Genomic DNA, 18,941 nt, shown 5'->3' with positions numbered 1-18,941 from the left:
ACAATTAAAGTATATAAGATACCTATACTTACAGATATCAATAAAAACTTGCTAATTAACTTTTCCATAATAGGGAAAAAAACCACTAAAATAGAACATGTTAATATTAAAGATAATAATATGAATTCCAAATTCACGCCTTTTTAATGAAATTATTAAATTTTTTAAAATAAATAATATTTATGCTTGGAATTATAATTGCTCGCAATGTTTAAGGGAATTTTAATTTTTTTAAAGTAATGTTAATTTTATCTTAACAAAGAACAGTCGTAAATTTATATATCTAATATTAATGAAGTTAAAAATATCAAGGAAATTAATGGTTTGACTACTTAAGTTGGATGAAAATAAATCAAGAAGCAAGGGCGTACAGGCTATATTCATTACTCATTTTAGTCTAATGCCAAAATCTCATTAAAAAATCATTGGAAATAGTATAATAAACCTTGGTTTTTGGATTGATGAGGATGCGGGAAGCCAAATTGAAGCAAAAATTAAGGTAAGATTGGATGACCTCGCCGACTATATGATTTAAGCATAACATACGTATTTATGATAAAAATGTATTTTCCTTATACTATTACGGGCTCTATAAGTTTTGTTTAGATGCATTATTTACGATAGCTTATATCCCGCTTTTTAGTAAGTACAATACTTCTATAGGTCTCCCCGTTATCAAGCGATAAAAATTATTCTAATTATTATCACTACACATTGTTTCTTCATACATAGTAATGGCTTCAATATAACAGTCATTTTTACACAAACCACATCCAATGCATTTATCATGATCAATTGTTGGTATTTGTTTGTCTTGCCACTGTAAAGCAGATACAGGGCAACTTGCCTCACATTCATTACAATAAACGTATTCGTTAATACAAGTATTAGTAATATGGACACGAAGTCCAGTGTCGTTTAACAAATTAGAAAGGGCGTTAGTCGGACAAACTGCTTTGCATTTAAAACATAAAGTACATGCGGAGTATTCTATATTAATGACTGGGTATCCATCTTTAAAGATGATTACGTGCTCCGGACAGACTGTTTTACATTGTCCACACTGAGTACATAGTCGCTTAAATATATCCTCATCTACAGCAGTCGGTGGGCGGGGTATCGTTCTTATAACTTTGGAATTAATGGCAATATTTTTATGGTGTAATTTCTGAAATAGTGTCCCTCCTAATAAGGCGCGACGGCTTAGGTTTGTCATTCTCATTTCCTTAATTAAATATTAGAAGTAAATAATTGATTGGTTAACGAGTAATATAATGTTACCAGTGCTATTATTTCTACTTAAAATAAGTATTGTCAATGTTGTGAGTTTTAAATTTCAACATAGATAAGATTAAATTATATAACAACAGGCTAATTTAAATTATATTTACTTTGATAATTATTTAATAATTATTTGATAAGGTTCTATTTTGTGATGGTTGTTTTTTTTTGCTTTTTTTTTATTTTTTAAAATTTACAATAAACATTATTTTTTAATTTATAACCTTTAAGTGATTGTTTTTAATGGGTTGGTTTTGTTTTTTTATTTTTATATTTTTTGTTTGTTTTATTTTTTATTTTTTATTTATTGCTTGTTAAGAAAAAGTTTGATTTGTGTCATAAATCAAAAATTGATTTTAAACAATGTTGGTAAAATATTCGCAGAATAGACTTTATTACCGTGATAAATAATATTTAGGTAATGATAAAGTGCCATATAAAATATGGGATAATAATGAATGTAAAGTTTCACGTCGTAATTTTGTTAAAGGAGGAACAGCGTTAAGTACATTAGCATTAGCTACAAGTGGCATGACACTTCCATTTAGTAAAAAAGTACAAGCAAAAGAAACGTTACCAAAACCAGATGAAAAAATTATTTGGTCGGCTTGTACAATTGATTGCGGTAGTCGCTGTCCATTGCGTATGCATGTTATTGATGATGAGATTAAGTGGGTTGAGACAGACAATACAGGAAAAGATATTTTTAATCATGAACACCAGGTGCGTGCTTGTTTACGAGGACGTTCAATGCGTAGAAGAGTGTATAATCCTGATCGCTTAAAATACCCACTAAAGCGAATAGGTAAGCGAGGTGAAGGGAAATTTAAACGTATTAGCTGGGATGAAGCTTTAGATACGATTGCTGCGAGTCTAAATAAAACAATTCATGAATACGGTAATGACGCGGTTTATATTAATTACGGTACGGGTACCTTAGGTGGAACGGTAACCAAAAGCTGGTCTCCTAGTGAGACTTTGATCGCACGATTAATGAATTTAAAAGGTGGCTATCTTAATCATTATGGTGACTATTCAACAGGCTCATTAGCAGCAATCAGTGGTTACCTATACGGTGATTACATGTCAACCAATGGTATTGATGATATTGCAAATGCTGATCTTTGTGTATTTTTTGGTAATAACCCTGCAGAAACAAGGATGTCTGGCGGTGGTAATATCCATAATTATATGGAAACCGAGAAGCGCAGTAATACACGTATTATCGTTATTGATCCACGTTACACAGATACCGCTTGTGGGCGAGAAGATCAATGGATTCCTATTCGTCAGGGCACCGATGCCGCGCTATGTGCTGGTATAGCTCATGTACTGATCACAGAAAGTAAGGTAAACCAAGATTTTTTAGATAAATACTGTGTTGGTTATGACGAAAAAACACTTCCTTCATCTGCCCCAAAAAATGGTAGTTATAAGGATTACATTTTAGGTCATGGTGATGATAATACACCAAAAACTCCCCAATGGGCTTCACAAATAACAGGGATCCCAGAAGACGATATTATTAAGTTGGCAAGAGAAATAGGGGATGCAAAACGCTTATATCTATCTCAAGGGTGGGGCATTCAACGTTCTTCTAATGGTGAGCAAGCATGTAAAGCGGTAGCAATGATACCTATTCTTTGTGGGCAAGTTGGCTTACAAGGAGGAAGCACAGGTATGCGAGAGGGTGACCATACCTATCCTTTTGTACGTTTTCCTACTTTAAAAAACCCAGTAAAAGCGACAATTCCCTTCTTTCTTTGGACTGATGCGATTACCCGTTATAAAGAATTAACTCCCACACGAGATGGACTACGTGGTGTAGAGCAGCTACAAAATCCAATCAAATTTATTTGGGCTTATGCAAGTAATACACTCATAAATCAACACGCAAATATTAATCGAACCAAAAAGATTCTTGAAGACGATAAAGCGTGCGAAATGATTGTTGTGATTGAAAACCACATGACAGCATCAGCGAAATATGCCGATATTATTCTTCCTGATTGCACCGCATCTGAGCAGGCTGATTTCTGTATGGATGGGATGGTGCTGGAGGCATGATGCCTTACTTTATCTTTGATAGCCAAGTCATTAAACCTCGATTTGAGTGTCGCCCAATTTACGACATTATGTCAGATCTGGCTAAACGATTAGGTGTAGAGCAAGCTTTTACTGAAGGCCGTAGTCAAGAAGACTGGCTTAAATGGATGTATGAGCAAACTAGGCTACAGAACAATGATCCTGATCTGCCAAATTATGAAACGATGAAATCGCAAGGGATATATAAAAAGCAATATGATCGACCTTTTGTCGCACTAGAGAGCTTCCGTAAAGACCCTATTGCCAATCCACTTGGAACGCCTTCAGGTAAAATTGAAATATATTCAGAGCAATTAGCTGAGATAGCAACCAAATGGGAGCTAAAAGATGATGAACACATCACGCCTATCTCTGAATACCACCCAAGCTTTGATGGATGGGATTCTCCTCATCGAAAACAATTCCCACTGCAAATGACAGGATTTCATTTTAAAGGTCGTGTGCACTCAACATATGGCAATGTTGCATTGCTGAAAGCGGCAATCCCTCAAGAGATTTGGATTAATCCAATTGATGCCGGAAAACGTGGTATCAAAAATGGTGACTTAGTCTTAGTTCAAAGCCGTTTTGGTGAAACACAAGTGGGCGCGAAGGTGACTCCACGTGTTATGCCTGGTGTTACAGCAATGGGAGATGGCGCTTGGTATGCACCGAATAAAAAGGGAATAGACATGAATGGTGCGTTAAATACTCTAACCAATAGCCGTCCTACTCCGTTGGCAAAAGCTAACCCTTCACATATAAACTTGGTGGAGATTACGTTATTAAAAAGCATGGGGGTTGAAGCATGATTAACCAAGCACCTACGAAAGTTAAGAAACAATACGGGTTCTTTATTGATTCAAGTAAATGTACCGGTTGTAAAACTTGCCAATTATCATGTAAAGATAAAAAAAACCTAGATGTAAAACGTAATTTTCGTCGGGTTTATGAATATGTTGGTGGTAATTGGTCTGAAAACAACGGTGTTTATCGTCAAAATGTTTTCGCATATTACCTTTCAATTTCATGTAATCACTGTACACACCCTGAGTGCACGAAAGTTTGTCCATCCGGAGCTATGCATAAGCGTGAAGAAGATGGCTTAGTTGTGGTTAATGAAGATGTATGTATCGGTTGTAAATATTGTCATATGGCGTGCCCATATGGTGCGCCACAATATAGTGAAGAAAAAGGACATATGACCAAATGTGATGGCTGTTATGAGCGTGTTGCTTTGGGACTCATGCCAGTGTGCGTAGACTCTTGCCCCTTACGTGCTATTGAATTTGGCGATATTAATGAGCTTAGAGCAAAGTATGGTAATAACGCTGATTGTGCGCCTTTACCTAGTTCCCAACTTACAAGCCCTAATTTAATTGTGAAACTTAACCCCAATGCACGACCTCTCGGGGATAAATCTGGCTTTCTACAAAACCCTAAGGAGATCATCTAATGCATTTTCTTGAACTACCATTAGTCTTTTTTACAGTACTTGCCCAGTGTGCTGTCGGTGGTTATCTAATGGTTATAGCACACTTAAACAGCATTCCTGATGGTAAACAAAGACGTTTAGTTGCAGTGAAAACAATATTTTTTGTTTTAGCTTTTATGACTATAGGCTTTGCTTCTTCAACAATGCATTTAGGAAGTCCTTTGCGCGCTTTTAACTCATTAAACCGCGTTGGTGGGTCAGGTTTATCTAATGAAATTCTCACAGGCTCTATTTTCTTTGCTCTTACGGGGTGTTATTGGTTAACAGAAGTTTGTCATAAATCTAAGCAACGTTTTCGAAGTTTATTGAGGTACTTAGCAGCTATCGCAGGCATTATTTTTATGGCTGCAATGGTAAAAGTTTATTTAATTGAAACAGTACCGCTGTGGGATAACATATTTACACCGTTAGATTTTATTTTTACGGTAATGACTGCTGGTGTGTTATTCGGGAGCTTATTGCTTAATGTGTTTGGCGGTAGTAATGCCAATGCTAACAAGAGAATGGCAGCCTTTGGCTTATTAATAATTGGCTTGCATTTTATCGTGATCATTATTCGTACTATCAGTTTTTCGAGTATAGCGACATCAATCCATCAAGCGACAACAAATCTGCAAGCTTATATGCCAATGATTATTATCCAATGTGTGCTGATGCTATTAGCTGGCTGGTTATGGATGCGAGCGATAAACAGTGAAAAGAAACAGGTAACTATGCTTCTTTCGCTGGCATTTGTTGCGATATTTGTTGCTGAGATTTTTGGGCGAGGGACATTTTATGGAATGCATTTCACCGTTGGATTACTTTAACTATTAAATTGGTGGTTAAGACAATGCGCCTTCACACTCCTAGTGGATTGGCGCATTGTTATATCGAATTCTTATCAGCTAGCGCTGTTTGTATTGTGTTGGACAATACCCACGGTTGACTTCTGGTGAACGCAATTTTAAGTGTTTGGTTTTTCTTCCTGATACGCGCTTTCGCCATAGTTTAAAGCTACTTGGCCTAAGATGTTGTCGCATTAGCTTGATCACACCTTGTTCATCCAGACCATATTGTACTGCAATCGCTTCAAAAGGGGTTCTATCTTCCCAAGCCATCTCAATGATACGTGATAGTGACTCTTGTGTGCTTGTCATCAATTACTCTCCATTTACATATAAAAGTCAGTACGTAATTGATTGATATAAAGTTTAATTTTTGATTTTAATAGAGATAATTATAAAAATTAGAAATTCGATACGATAGAAATAGGGCGCTAATAATTTAGCCTCTTGTTTGTCTTGCTTTATGATTAAGTAAATTTCATATGACACAACTATTCGGGAGCATACTTATGTATCATCACACAACAAGTAATCAAGAACGATAAGATCAAAGTGATTTGCCACAAACCATCTTCATAAAATGACATCTCGTTGTCTGACCAAATTCGCAAGCCGATATTGAACAATTCACCTTTTATGCCGATCACTAACACTGTAGCGAGAAAATATTTCGCAAAGTCTGATGCTAATATTTTGATGTAAGAGATGTACGTATCAAACATTTGAAATACCTTTGTCGCTCAATAGATTGGCGCCTGAAAGAAAGTAATATCACCTTACTAGTGTTAAATTTAATATCATGCACTTAACGATTTGTGAAAACCTGCCTCTATTAACGCATTTATTCTGATCTTTCATTTCTAGTTTTGTAATTTGCGAGTTGCTTCATGTCTAGCAGAGGTGAAAGATCAAGCTAAATAGATTGGAAATAAAAAGCCTGACTCCGTTGTGGTCAGGCTTTAGTTTCATTTTATCTTGTTATGAAGCATTACAAGCTTAGTTAAGAAGCTCTACACGTTTTAAAGATATCCAACTTACCGTCATAGGCATTGGTTTCAACATCCATAATCCCCAATAACGAGTGGAATACATTATCGTGTGAATGCGTTGCCGTTTGCTGAGCTTCTTGTGCTAAGCAATCGGTGTTGATGTGTTTAGCTTGTTTAAAGCCAGGAGACATCCAAAGCATCATGGGTACACGTTTCTGGAAATCTGGTGCTAACCCATATGGCATACCATGTAAGAACAAGCCATTTTCGCCCAGAGATTCGCCGTGGTCTGAGACGTAAATCATCGCAGTATTGTATTTGTATTCTAACGTTTTTAATTTCGCAATGGTTTGAGCCAAGACGAAGTCTGTGTAGCGAATCGTGTTGTCGTAGGAGTTAACGATTTGCTCAACGCTACAGTTTTCAATATCTGCACGAGAGCAGTCTGGTTGGAAAAACGCTTTGTCTTTTGGGTAACGTTGGAAATAAGTTGGACCATGACTGCCAATCAGGTGCAAGGCAACAACCCGGTTACCTTTCATGTCAGCAATTTGGTCGTCAAGTTTGTCAAGTAATGCAATGTCATAACAGGTTTCACCGTTGCAAAATTCATTTTCTTGTTTACGGTCGACTTCTATCTTGTTGATCTTATGCGCAACACCTTTGTCACCTCCATCATTCTCTTTCCACAGAAAATCGATACCAGCGCGCTGCATGATATCTATAGCATTATCTTGGTTGTCTGCTTTGCTACGGTCAAAATCACGATGAGGTAATTGAGAGAACATGCAAGGCACCGAAACCGCGGTTGCAGTCCCGCAAGAGGAGACGTCCTTGAATGAAACTACATCTAACATATTGGTATAAGGGTTGGTTTCACGACCATAACCATTGGTTTGGTAGTTCTGAGTACGAGCCGTTTCACCCAGTACAAAGACAAGCAGCGTCGGTTTCTTTTTCGCTTGTTCCAGTGCAAGTTGAGATTGTTTTGCATCCGTACCAATTTCACGGTAAGGCTCTGGTGTTGTTAGATAATTTTCTTTTACATAGCTAGAAAGTGAATACACGTATTGAGTAGGGATGATGATTTTCTTTAGGTAACTATTATTTCGGCCGACAGATGCATAGTCTTGGTAATATAAGCCTGCAATTACGGCAATGATAGCTAATGAAGCCAGCATCGATAAGACTTTAGTTAACGTGAATCGAAGCCATTTACCACCTATAAGCTTGAGTTTTACTTTGAAAACCAAAAGAGCAGGCACAACTCCCATTATAAGTGTCCAGATAACTGAGTAGGCACTTAAGTATGAACTGGCTTCACTGGTGTCTGTTTCTACGATATTGGTGATCATACCAGTATCGAACAAGATGCCATAGTTGTAGCTGGCGTAGCTCACCATACCTGATGTTATCAACAATAGGATAAAGAAAGGTTTGCTGATCCAAGGCCAGCTGAATAGGTTAAACAGGAAATTCAGCGCGGCAAAAAAGAAGATAGGAATCGTAATGATAAAACCGATCTTCACTTGATCAAGGCTTGATAAGATGTTGATTAGCTCTTTGTAAATAGGAATATTTACTACAATAGCAAAGTATAAAGCGAGTAAAAGGGTAAAGGTAACATAGGAGATACCTCTATTAAGGAATTCAGTTGTTTTCATGATGGATCCGTTTCGGTGTGATTAAAGAAGAATCGATGCCCAAACAAACAGGGCGAGAGCAAGCGCAACGAAAACCGCTGCGGAACCTATATCTTTGGCTCTTCCACTGAGTTCATTCCAGTCATCACTGACACGGTCTACAACCGCTTCTATGGCGGAGTTTAGTAATTCAACAATGACGACTAACAGTAAGCTGCTTATCATTATTGTTCGTTCGAACATGGATACAGGAAGTAAAAATGCACAGATAGATAGTGCGAGTGTAAGTATCAGTTCTTGTCTAAAAGCAGCTTCGTGAATCCACGCAGCTTTCAACCCTTGAAGTGAGTAGCCGGTTGCATCCAATATCCGACGTATACCTGTTTTACCTGGTTTCAAAATATGACCTTTAATTGCTTAGTCTTAAATAATAGGGGCCTCGAGAGATAAGCCTCCTTGATTACAGAAGTGCATCGAATTTGGAAAACACGAAACTATTGGCTCGGCGTGAAAATTTATGAAAAAAATGAGCACCGACACCAAATCTTGTTTAATTGATGCGGGGTGATACGCACGGCGTAATTACGAAAGAAAGAGTAACAAGCAGAAGTGGTTTATACATTGTACTGGTCCGTTAACGAATGAATTGGTGGAGCGAAATGTACACTGTTTTAAAGAGGGGTTCTGTCATTCGATTGTATGGAAATGTAGCTTTTTGTAATCTTGGCTACGGGGATATTGACAAGTTATGAATTTAAAATGGAAAGCAGAGGGTATAGAGAAACCTTAGGTATTGCCCCAGTTTTAACGCCATAAGTAAGAAAGGCCGTCTATTCGTTGTATTTATATCAAAAGTGCAAAAGGGAAATGGAAGATTATTGCTCCTTTTAACACTCGCAAAGGCTAGACACGGGAAGAGTCAGATGAATGACTGCATTGACCATTGCTGGTGGAATCAGGTTTAAGGTAAAGGTAATCAAGGCGCCATTGTTACGAAATTTTATGATTTGGAAGTCCTCCCAGAAGGAAGATAGGATCGTGTTATTCGACATGAAAGTGGGGGATTGTTTAGCTATTTTTGTTTGGCGATTAAAAACATACCTTCACTGCTGTTTTTTATAGGTGAAGACTAATCTGAAATGAAGCATAAAAAAGGGGGAGCTGATAATTCAGCTCCCCCTTTTTGTTAAACCAGTATGTAGATTGGCTAAAGCATATTACGCAGTTTGTAGCTTACCATCTTGCTCTTCTTTACGAGCTTGAGTAACTAGGACAAAACCAACGATTGCAATAAAGCCGGTAATGAACATGCCAGTTGTTACTGTTAGTAGGCCGTGTGCAGCGAATGCTGAAACTAAACCACTAGCCGCAAAACATACCATAGTCTGCATGAAGTTAAGCAGGCCAGCAGCGGTTGCGCTACAGTTTTTAAAGTCAGACAGAGCTGCGCTAATAACAATCGGGTAAATCGCACCGTTCGCTACTGCTAGGAAGCAGAATGGGATTAAGATAGGCCAGATTGTTGTAACTGTTGTTGTCGTAGAGATAACGAACATTACTGCTACGCTTGCAAAGAATAGCGCTAAAATCCAAGGTAGAAGCTGCTTACCTGAATAACGGTTAAGTAGTGTACGACAACCGTAACCACCCACGATGAATGCTACAGTTTGTGGTGCGTAGCTTAGGCCAATATCTGCACCTGAGTAACCCATTGCAGACATAACAAACGGTGAACCTGTTAAGTAAGCAAAGAATGCCGCAGAACACGCTGCGAAAATAACCATGTTACCCCAGAACTTTTTAGAGCGTAGGATTTGGCTATAGTCTTTACGTAGTTGAACCGTTACGCTTTCTTGCTCTTTATCTAATGCAGCACTTTCTTTTTCTTTAAGCGTTAGCATTGCTAAAACAGCACCAAAACCGACTAATGCAATAAAGATGCTGCGCCAACCTACGTGATGCTCAAGCAGTGCGCCTAATAATGGTGCTAATGCTGGAGATAACGCTACAAGCGGCATAATTGTTGCGAACACACGCTCAGAAGTTTTACCTTCGTAACGATCAACAACCACTGCCTGCCAAATAACCGTTGCGCTACATGCACCTAATGCTTGAGCGAAACGTGCTAATAAGAACACTTCAATGTTTGGCGCAAAAGCAGAGGCTAAAGAGCCAAGGCTAAATAGAGCAATACCGCCAAGTAGTACTTTAATACGTCCAATACGATCAGATAGTGGGCCGTAAATCAGTTGGCCTAATGCCATGCCGAGTAAAAAAATACTTAGTGAAAGGCCGATAAGAGATTGGGTTGTAGCAAAGTCGGCACGAATCGTTTCAAACGCAGGTAAATACATATCTGTGGCTAAAAAGCCCAGCATGCTTAAGCAAGCGAACCAAAACAGGGTGATTTTTGATGGTTTAGTGTTTTGTTTATTCATTTTTATTATAACTATATCTATATGACATATGTGCAGTGTAATACTGGTTTAAATTACTGTGAAACGCTAATATTTAAACATTGCTTTCAAAAAATTTGATTTGATATGTTTTCATACAACGATCTCCAAGTTATTGACGTAGTTGCCCGTCGTGGCAGCTTCTCTGCTGCTGCTGAAGAATTACATAAAGTCCCTAGTGCGATAAGTTATACAGTTCGGTTAATAGAAGAGCGATTAGTTGTCGAATTATTTGTTCGATTGCATAGGCAGGTTAAATTGACACCTGCGGGTGAGTACTTTGTTGAAGAAGCGCGCAAACTTATTAAACAGATGGATACCATTAAATATCAAACCCAACGGGTAGCCAATGGTTGGTCAGAAAATGTTTCTATCGCACTAGATACTGTGGTACGTCAAAGTAGAGTGAATACCCTTGTTCGAGATTTCTATCTACACTTCCCTGATGTAGAGCTTCACCTGACAATGGAAGTATTTAATGGGGTATGGGATGCCTTAGCTGATGGACGGGCTGATATTGCCATTGGCGCAACTGCTGCAGTGCCAATCGGTGGCAGTTTTGATTATCGTGATATGGGCGTTTTAACGTGGAAGTTTGTGGTATCGCCAGATCATCCTTTAGCAATGGCAACACATCCTATAGAGCCTTTTGAATTAGCGCAATATCCTGCTATCTGTTTAGAGGATACCTCACGAACGTTACCAAAACGAACACGTACAAATTGGCTAATGGATAACCAACGTCGGATCATGGTGCCAAGTTGGCACAGTGCATTTCAATGTTTACAAGCAGGGCTGGGTATTTCTGTTGTTCCTAGCCATATGGCGATAAGTAAAATTGAATCAGGAGAGCTGGTGGAAAAAGAGCTCGCGGTGAAGCCTTCAATGAGTCCTTGTTGTTTAGCGTGGAATACAGAAACTTTGAGTCCAGCCGTAAGTTGGTTACTCGACTACTTGGGCGACAGTGAGCAACTTCATCATGAATGGATGCGTTAAAAAGTGATATTGATTCCATTGATAATACCCTTGCAGAATATAATGTGTTTTGTAAGAATTGTTTAATAAATGCAATGTAGGTTGCTCGCATTCAATAAAAACAGCGAGTTAGCAATGTCTATTTTAAAACCCACTTTAATTGCATCATCTTTACTTTTTTCTCTTGGCGCTCATGCAGCAGATGCGCCGAAATACGTTTTCTTTATGATTGGTGACGGTATGGGCACAGCCCAACGCCAGATCAGTGAATACTATTTGCAGCAACAAAATGGGGATGAGGCACAACGTTTAGCCATTAATGCAATGCCTGTAGCAGGGATCATTACCACCCATTCAGCTAATACTTTAGTGACTGATTCAGCTGCTGCGGGTACAGCATTAGCTACAGGGGTAAAAACGGATAATGGCGTCATTGCAATGGATCCAAAAGGGCATAAGTTACGCTCAACATTGGATGCTGCTAAAGACAAGGGGATGGCAACAGGTATTGTTACCACTACACGTTTAACACATGCGACACCAGCAACTTTTGTTGCTAAAAACATTAGCCGTGATAACGAAAACGAAATTGCCAATGATTACCTAGCATCAAATGTCGATTTCTTTGCTGGTGGTGGCTATCGTCACTTTATTAATGGCGAAGGCAGTAAACGTAAAGACGGTAAGAACCTTGTTGATGGGTTCAAACAAAAAGGCTACCACACTTTTATTGGTGTTGATTCTTCGGCGGATTTCTTAGCATTCCATCCAACTAACTCGCAAAAGGTTTTTGCCTCTTTTGCATCATCACATCTTCCTTATGAAATTGATCGTAAGAAAGATCTTAATACACCATCTTTAGCGCAGATGACGTCAAAAGCGATCGAAACATTGAAGTACGATCCTGATGGTTTCTTCATGTTGGTAGAAGGTGGTCGAATTGATCACGCGGCACATGCCAATGATGTATCAACTGTGATTCAAGATACCATCGCATTTGATCAAGCGGTAAAAGCGGCAGTAGATTTTTATGAACATCATAAAGATGAAACGCTAATTATTGTTGCGGGCGATCATGAAACCGGTGGTATGGGCTTAGGCTTAGGTGAAAACTATTTTGTACAGTTAGATAAGCTAAAAGGCGTTGATGAGTCTATCGAAGATAAGCTTCAAGGTGTTTATAACGGCGATCGTAAAGCCTTCATGAAGCATATTGATCAACACTTTGGTCTAAAGTTGCTGACTAAGGAAGAGCTGCAAACGCTAAATCATGCGATGGATATCGATGACGAACTTCGTGCTAAAAATATCACCGATTTTGACGGTTACAGCACGCATAATGACGCGACTTATGGTGGGTACGATCCGGTAGCTATTGCTGTAGCGCACATCACTTCACAACGAGCAGGTGTTTATTGGACAAGCTATGCACATACCGCGACACAATTACCGCTTTCTGCTGTCGGTGTCGGCGCTGAGAAATTTGGCAATTTTGAAGATAACACCCAAGTGGCAAAAACATTAGCGACATTAATGAACGTAAAAATTGGTAGTTAGGTATTAATTTTTAGGTAAAGGCTGTCTTGGACAGCCTTTTTTCGTAGTTTTTAAAGCAGTTGGAAACAAACATGCGCGGTGTGATTTTAGCCTTTATCGTTCTTCTGGTGACGTGTTGTGAAATGTTTAGTCAAGGTGTGACAGGATCTGACTATAAAGTCGGTGAGGTAACTGCGGTTAATAACAGCAAGGTCACAATTATTGGTAGTAATCGTCTGGGAGAGCAGGCGTTAGATTTAACGCTGAGTAATGATAAAAAAGTCGTTGCTTATAATTTGATGAATGGTGCGATGGAATATGATGAATATTATCAGGTTGGCGATCGCGTTTTAGTTGCGATAGCGAATAATGATCACACACGTACAAGGGTGATATCTCGTTATCGTCTTCCTGCATTAATCGGTTTAGCAATTGCCTTTAGTTTAGGCCTGTTACTGTATGCACGAAAAGTCGGTGCCAAAGCGTTACTGTCGTTCATTGGATCTATTGTGATCATCGTAGAACTTCTGATCCCTGGACTTATGGCGGGTTATTCTCCTTTGTTAGTAACAGCCGTATGTTTATTGATGTTGTGTAGTTTGATCATTTTGTCCGTTGCTGGTTGGACAGCAAAAGGAAAGGCGGCATTGGCAGGCACGATTATTGGATTAATTGTTACTATGATCTTGTGTGTGTTGGTCGGCAAGTTACTTCATTTAGACGGTATGACACAACCTTTAGCTCAGCCTTTATTGTTTGAAACGGGCATGTATTTAAACATGCTAGATATTCTGTATGCAGCCATTTTAATTGGTGCTAGTGGGGCGGCAATGGATGTTGCGATGGAAATGGCAGCAACGATGGAAGAGCTAAAAATTAATGCGCCAGAAATGAATCAAATGGATTTGTTGAGATCAGGTTTTCGAGTCGGCAATGCGGTGATTGGTACGATGACAACCACGTTATTGTTAGCCTATTCAGGCAGTTTTTTAACAATGATTATGTTGTTTGCGAGTCGTGGTAACGATGTGATGCAAATTATTAACATGAAAGTCGTGGCAGCCGAAATTGCACGAACATTAATTGGTAGTTTATCCTTGATTATTGTTGCACCTATTACGGCATGGATAGCATGTTGGATGATCAGTAAAGAGTTTGAGCCTAACGCGCAAATCGAATTAGAAGAAGCTTAATAAAAACAGCCAGCGTGTCATTGAACTTGCTGATGAAAGAGCAGAGCACAGTGATGAGCTGGCTGTTTTAATAACAGTTAGAGCACGTAACAAAGTTTAGTGTCCGTAACGCTTTTGCCATTCATGCTCAATGGCCATTAGCCATGTAGGGTTGGGCTCAGCAATCGATGGATAAAGCTCAAAAGACTGGCTCTTATAAGGTTCAGCTAATTGGCTAAAGGCTTCAGCTTTTAGCAATGTTGGATCGCCCCAAATCTTGGTGTCTGATTTACGTGCTTGTGCTTCTGGGCTCATTAAAAAGTTTATCGCAACCAGTGCCCCTTCTTTTGCTGATGCATTCCATGGTATCGCTAAAAAGTGAATATTGGTTAATGCCCCTTGCTTAAAGGCATAGGTTTTCGCATTTTCAGTTAAATTACCGTTCTCAATTGCGGCAGAGGCGGCGTTGGGGTTAAAAGTGACAGCCAATAATAATTGCTGATCGTCAAGCAGCTGTACTGTTTCTGCAGTGCCCGCTGGGAACTGTTTACCACCACGCCATGCCACTTTATGGAGCTGATCTAAATAATGCCAAAGCGGTGCTGTCACATTATTAAATAGCGTTTTTTCTGCAGGTAATGATAATGGCTGATAGAGTGCTTTTTTATCGTTAGTGAGCTCTAGCAATGCTGCTTTTAAAAAACTGCTACCATGAAACTCTGGTGGGCGAGGGTAGCTGATCTTACCTGGGTACTTTTGCGCTAATGCTAACAGCTCTTTAAAGCTTCGAGGTGGTTGTTTAAGCACACTGGTATCGTAAATGAATACCAATTGTCCAACCCCCCAAGGTGCTTCATAGCCTTCTGTAGGCTCGCTGAAATCTTGATCAATAGGTAGCTTAGTATCAACATACTTCCAATTGGGTAACTGTTGAGTAAAAGGACCGTACAAGAGGTGGTGTTGCTTCATTGAACGAAAGTTTTCACCATTGATCCAAACTAAATCAACCCCACCGTTGGTATTTTTCCCTGCTGTTTTTTCTGCCAGTAAGCGCTGGGTCGTTTCAGCGATATCAGTGACTTTGACTTGCTTTAGTGTTACACCGTAACTTTTCTGTAGTTGTTTATCGGCCCATTTTAAGTAGTCATTGATTTCTTGACTGCCACCCCATGCATTGAAGTAGACGGTTTGACCTTTGGCTTTTTGTTCAATTTGTTGCCAGCTTTGACTTTCATTTGCAGGTGCTTTCGTTTCTTCAGCGTAAGCGAAGCTAGAAATTGTTAACGATAACGCGATGCCTTTCGACAAGGCTTTTAGTACATTTTTTTTCATCATCAGAGTTTCGTCCTTTTTAATTCCTTGTACCGAATGACCTATTTACGCATCCATTGATGATAACGTTTAACCATTGCTAATAACTTTTGTGGGGCATTGGCCTGTTTCCATACACCTGCCGTATATTTAGTGGCTTCACTCATAGTGGGATAAGGGTGAATCGTTGATAAAATCTTATTCAACCCCAGTTTATAGCGCATTGCTAAGGTAAATTCTGCCAGTAGTTCACCGCCATGATGACCGACAATAGTAACCCCTAAAATCTTATCGCTATTGGGCGGGGTTAGAACTTTAACGAAACCTTCGGCAGCATTGTCGGCAATCGCTCGGTCTAAATCGGATATAGGGTAAGTATATGTTCGATAATCGATATTTTGTGAAATAGCCTCTTTTTCATTGAGACCAACTCGAGCTAACTCCGGCGCAGTATATGTAACGGCAGGTAATACCGAGTAATCAGCTTTAAACTTTTTGAATGTACTAAATAAACTATTTACTGAGGCATACCATGCTTGATGTGCTGCTGCATGAGTTAATTGGAAAGGACCAGCCACATCACCCACAGCATATATATTAGGATATTGCGTTTGTAGGTATTGGTTAACTTTGATAGTTCCTTGCGGGTTGGTTGCTAATTTTAGCTGCTCCAAACCAAAACCTTTGGTATTAGCAACACGACCTAGCGCCACAATAACCTGATCAAATTTAACGTCGACCGTTTGCTCTGTCGTAAGATCATCAAGCTTAACGTGGTGATATTGCGCAGATCCCTTCTCTACAAAACTAACGGCTTTGTGTTTAAGAAGTACTCTAACACCTTCATGAGTTAGCTTTTGATAGATTAAATCGGCTGCATCTTTATCTTCACGATTAAGTAGCTGATCTGCCATTTCAACTAAGATGACAGATGCGCCAAGACGATTAAACGCTTGAGCTAATTCACAACCAATAGGACCACCACCCAAAATCAATAACTTTTTAGGTAAAGTATCTAGTTGCCATAGGTTATCGGACGTTAATGGATTGACTGTGTTTAAGCCTGAAATATTGGGCAACAATGGGGAAGCCCCTGTTGCGATAATAATGTTACGCGTAGTGATCACTTTGCCGTTAACTTCTACTTCCCAAGGCGACAAAATCGTCGCGTCACCTTGGACACAATTCACACCAAGCTTGCTGTAACGTTCAATAGAATCATGCGGTTCGATATCTTTGATAACGTTGTGAACACGTGTCATAACTGCTTTAAAGTCGATGTTTTCAATTTTAGCTTCAATACCAAATTGTTGTGCCCGTTGCAGTTCATAAGCGCTATGAGCTACACGGATCAATGCTTTAGATGGCACACAACCTGTGTTTAAGCAGTCGCCACCCATTTTATGACGTTCAATTAATGTGACTTCTGCTTTTACGGCTGCCGCGATATAGGAACTGACTAAACCGCCTGCACCCGCACCAATCACCACTAGGTTTTGATCAAATGCTATAGGTTTTTGCCAACCGCTATAAACCTTTTGGCCTTTGATGTAGTTAATAAGAGTTTTTGCGATCAGTGGGAAGATCCCGAGTAATACAAGAGATATCAATACAGGAAATGAGATGATTTCACTCAAACTATTAATGTTACTCAGTTGGGTACCGGCATTCACATAAATAGCAGTTCCAGCCAGCATGCCAAGCTGACTGACAAAGAAGAAGGTACGAGTTTTAATCGGAGTCAAACCCATCAGTAAGTTGATCAGAAAAAACGGCACCACAGGGATTAAACGCAACGTTAATAGATAAAATGCGCCTTCGTTTTCGATTCCTTGATTTATGGTAGCGAGGCGTTGCCCAAACCGCTGCTGTACCCAGTCCTGTAAAATGTAGCGGCTTGATAGAAAAGCTAATGTTGCACCTATAGTGCTGGCAAAAGAAATAATAATAAGGCTAGACCAAAAGCCAAATAATGCCGCACCAAGTAGCGTTAAAATTGCAGCGCCGGGTAAGGAAAGGGCTGTCACGGCAATATAAAGTACAAAGAAAGATAAGTAAGCAGTGAAAAGCTGACTTTCAATTTTTGCTTGTAGGGCTAATTGCTCTTGCTTGATGAACTCAAGGGTAAGGTATTGGCCGAGGTCAAAATGTAGCCATAACGCAATAAGGCTGAGAATGACCAGCAGTAATAGTGTTTTTTTCTTATTCATTTGCCTGATCCTTCTTCGTTATGTTTTTATCTGATGCTTGCACGTTATCTTGGGCAATATCGTCAGGCGTAATAGGAAGAGAACAAAAGCCTTGTGCTGGTACATCGAGCGCAGTGTTAAATTTCGCGGACAAATTCTGAAAGCTAACTAAAGCCGTTAGCTCAATAATATCATCGCTGCTATACCATTCTTGTAGTGCGACAAGCATTTCATCTGTTACTCGTTTACCTGTTATCGTCATCGCTTCAGTGTAAGCCAATACAGCACGCTCTTGAGCTGTAAACAGCGGTGAGTGTTGCCAATTGGCGAGTGCTTTAATTTTATCTTCTGAATCACAACGTTCGGCGAGTTTCATACCATTGGCATCAACACAAAAGGCACAATCGTTTAATTGTGAAACACGCACACAGACCAAAGATCGCATGACATCTTGAATCGGTGACTTCTTACGGTCGAGAAAACCAAAAAAACCTGCGACTAACCAAAATAAGACAGGTTTACGTCCCCATAGTTTTGCAGGGTTTAACACTTGACCATAATGGCGGGCTTGAAGCCATAGCAAGGGCTTTACCCATAAAGAGTCAATTTTTTTGATCGAAATGCGCATGTTATTCCTTAAAAAACACCCTAAACATAGGGTTTTATACGATCTTAGTCAGTAGCAGTAGTAAACATGTAGACCTTAAGAACAGACATTGTATTTCATTTAATGAAAAATATTTCTTTTTCTTCAATTGGTTGCTGAAAAAAGCAGCAGGAGATAAGGATATTTAAAACGCTGAGTTATTTGTCAGTGAGAAGGTATGTTATTGGTTGTATTACAAATAATTAGGCATGGAATATAAATAAAGATAATTCTTATTTATATAAATCAAGGAATGTAAAACGGAGGGAAATTAAACTAACTGCAAAAGTTTGTTATTATGCAATTAAACTAAATAAGTATTAAATTTTATAAAGC

At 39.1% G+C, this 18,941-nt stretch carries 14 protein-coding genes and 1 pseudogene; 6 read left to right on the top strand and 9 right to left on the bottom strand.

Annotated elements, in window-relative coordinates; translation table 11 throughout:
* Positions 1-694: 694 nt before the first annotated feature.
* On the bottom strand, positions 695-1,216 hold the full coding sequence (gene napF / locus CTN01_RS04720; RefSeq protein ID WP_045148630.1) for a ferredoxin-type protein NapF: 522 nt from the start codon (positions 1,214-1,216) through the stop codon (positions 695-697).
* 506 nt (positions 1,217-1,722) lie between these two features.
* Between napF and CTN01_RS04715 the strand changes: the two are divergent.
* The 3 genes and pseudogenes from CTN01_RS04715 (at position 1,723) to CTN01_RS04705 (ending at position 5,670) form a co-directional block, all read left to right on the top strand.
* Positions 1,723-4,178, top strand: a pseudogene (locus CTN01_RS04715) (DMSO/selenate family reductase complex A subunit).
* Positions 4,175-4,822, top strand: a complete 648-nt coding sequence (locus CTN01_RS04710; protein ID WP_045083461.1) for a DMSO/selenate family reductase complex B subunit — start codon at positions 4,175-4,177, stop codon at positions 4,820-4,822. Before CTN01_RS04715 ends, CTN01_RS04710 begins: the two are co-directional and overlap by 4 nt.
* Positions 4,822-5,670, top strand: coding sequence for a dimethyl sulfoxide reductase anchor subunit family protein (locus CTN01_RS04705; RefSeq protein ID WP_045148629.1), 849 nt, complete (start codon positions 4,822-4,824; stop codon positions 5,668-5,670). Before CTN01_RS04710 ends, CTN01_RS04705 begins: the two co-directional genes overlap by 1 nt.
* A 78-nt stretch (positions 5,671-5,748) precedes the next feature.
* Here CTN01_RS04705 and CTN01_RS04700 read toward each other — a convergent pair whose 3' ends face one another.
* The 5 genes from CTN01_RS04700 to punC all read right to left on the bottom strand — a co-directional run bounded on the left by CTN01_RS04700 (position 5,749) and on the right by punC (position 10,758).
* Positions 5,749-6,000, bottom strand: coding sequence for a TIGR03643 family protein (locus CTN01_RS04700; protein ID WP_045130821.1), 252 nt, complete (start codon positions 5,998-6,000; stop codon positions 5,749-5,751).
* A 179-nt stretch (positions 6,001-6,179) separates the two neighbouring features.
* Entirely contained in the window at positions 6,180-6,410 is a 231-nt protein-coding gene (locus tag CTN01_RS04695; RefSeq protein WP_045148626.1) for a hypothetical protein, read from the bottom strand.
* 278 nt (positions 6,411-6,688) lie between these two features.
* Positions 6,689-8,341: a phosphoethanolamine transferase gene (locus CTN01_RS04690; RefSeq protein WP_045148624.1), complete on the bottom strand. Its 1,653-nt coding sequence runs from the start codon at positions 8,339-8,341 to the stop codon at positions 6,689-6,691.
* A gap of 21 nt (positions 8,342-8,362) precedes the next feature.
* A complete protein-coding gene (locus CTN01_RS04685) occupies positions 8,363-8,719 on the bottom strand; it encodes a diacylglycerol kinase (protein WP_045128254.1) in 357 nt (118 codons plus the stop codon).
* Positions 8,720-9,537: 818 nt separating this feature from the next.
* Positions 9,538-10,758, bottom strand: coding sequence for a purine nucleoside transporter PunC (gene punC, locus CTN01_RS04675; RefSeq protein WP_045148620.1), 1,221 nt, complete (start codon positions 10,756-10,758; stop codon positions 9,538-9,540).
* 105 nt (positions 10,759-10,863) lie between these two features.
* Here punC and punR point away from each other — a divergent pair, with 105 nt between their 5' ends.
* The 3 genes from punR (at position 10,864) to CTN01_RS04660 (ending at position 14,480) form a co-directional block, all read left to right on the top strand.
* Positions 10,864-11,772: a DNA-binding transcriptional activator PunR gene (gene punR / locus CTN01_RS04670; RefSeq protein ID WP_045148618.1), complete on the top strand. Its 909-nt coding sequence runs from the start codon at positions 10,864-10,866 to the stop codon at positions 11,770-11,772.
* A 114-nt stretch (positions 11,773-11,886) separates the two neighbouring features.
* Positions 11,887-13,308, top strand: coding sequence for an alkaline phosphatase (locus tag CTN01_RS04665; protein ID WP_107188474.1), 1,422 nt, complete (start codon positions 11,887-11,889; stop codon positions 13,306-13,308).
* Positions 13,309-13,379: 71 nt separating this feature from the next.
* The gene (locus CTN01_RS04660) at positions 13,380-14,480 is read left to right on the top strand and encodes a YibE/F family protein (protein WP_045128251.1); all 1,101 of its coding nucleotides are present in this window, start codon (positions 13,380-13,382) and stop codon (positions 14,478-14,480) included.
* 96 nt (positions 14,481-14,576) lie between these two features.
* Here the strand turns inward: CTN01_RS04660 and CTN01_RS04655 are convergent, their stop codons facing one another.
* Genes CTN01_RS04655 through CTN01_RS04645 form a run of 3 tightly spaced genes read right to left on the bottom strand, consistent with a single transcriptional unit; the run spans position 14,577 to position 18,587 of the window.
* Positions 14,577-15,794, bottom strand: coding sequence for an ABC transporter substrate-binding protein (locus CTN01_RS04655; RefSeq protein WP_045148617.1), 1,218 nt, complete (start codon positions 15,792-15,794; stop codon positions 14,577-14,579).
* A 38-nt stretch (positions 15,795-15,832) separates the two neighbouring features.
* Positions 15,833-17,980 carry a dihydrolipoyl dehydrogenase family protein gene (locus tag CTN01_RS04650; protein ID WP_045148615.1) on the bottom strand — a complete coding sequence of 716 codons (2,148 nt, stop codon included), beginning with the start codon at positions 17,978-17,980 and terminating at the stop codon, positions 15,833-15,835.
* Positions 17,973-18,587, bottom strand: coding sequence for a carboxymuconolactone decarboxylase family protein (locus CTN01_RS04645; RefSeq protein WP_045083453.1), 615 nt, complete (start codon positions 18,585-18,587; stop codon positions 17,973-17,975). Before CTN01_RS04645 ends, CTN01_RS04650 begins: the two co-directional genes overlap by 8 nt.
* Positions 18,588-18,941: the final 354 nt, after the last annotated feature.

This window comes from Photobacterium angustum, assembly GCF_003026365.1.
Taxonomy (GTDB): domain Bacteria; phylum Pseudomonadota; class Gammaproteobacteria; order Enterobacterales; family Vibrionaceae; genus Photobacterium; species Photobacterium angustum.
This window is presented reverse-complemented; position numbering and strand designations above follow the sequence as displayed.

Coding starts and splice junctions, on each gene's coding strand:
- CTN01_RS04705 (WP_045148629.1), top strand. CDS start 4,822: ATGCATTTTCTTGAACTACCATTAGTCTTTTTTACAGTACTTGCCCAG.
- CTN01_RS04665 (WP_107188474.1), top strand. CDS start 11,887: ATGTCTATTTTAAAACCCACTTTAATTGCATCATCTTTACTTTTTTCT.
- CTN01_RS04660 (WP_045128251.1), top strand. CDS start 13,380: ATGCGCGGTGTGATTTTAGCCTTTATCGTTCTTCTGGTGACGTGTTGT.
- napF (WP_045148630.1), bottom strand. CDS start 1,216: ATGACAAACCTAAGCCGTCGCGCCTTATTAGGAGGGACACTATTTCAG.
- CTN01_RS04655 (WP_045148617.1), bottom strand. CDS start 15,794: ATGATGAAAAAAAATGTACTAAAAGCCTTGTCGAAAGGCATCGCGTTA.
- CTN01_RS04695 (WP_045148626.1), bottom strand. CDS start 6,410: ATGTTTGATACGTACATCTCTTACATCAAAATATTAGCATCAGACTTT.
- CTN01_RS04710 (WP_045083461.1), top strand. CDS start 4,175: ATGATTAACCAAGCACCTACGAAAGTTAAGAAACAATACGGGTTCTTT.
- punC (WP_045148620.1), bottom strand. CDS start 10,758: ATGAATAAACAAAACACTAAACCATCAAAAATCACCCTGTTTTGGTTC.
- CTN01_RS04650 (WP_045148615.1), bottom strand. CDS start 17,980: ATGAATAAGAAAAAAACACTATTACTGCTGGTCATTCTCAGCCTTATT.
- CTN01_RS04700 (WP_045130821.1), bottom strand. CDS start 6,000: ATGACAAGCACACAAGAGTCACTATCACGTATCATTGAGATGGCTTGG.
- punR (WP_045148618.1), top strand. CDS start 10,864: ATGTTTTCATACAACGATCTCCAAGTTATTGACGTAGTTGCCCGTCGT.
- CTN01_RS04690 (WP_045148624.1), bottom strand. CDS start 8,341: ATGAAAACAACTGAATTCCTTAATAGAGGTATCTCCTATGTTACCTTT.
- CTN01_RS04645 (WP_045083453.1), bottom strand. CDS start 18,587: ATGCGCATTTCGATCAAAAAAATTGACTCTTTATGGGTAAAGCCCTTG.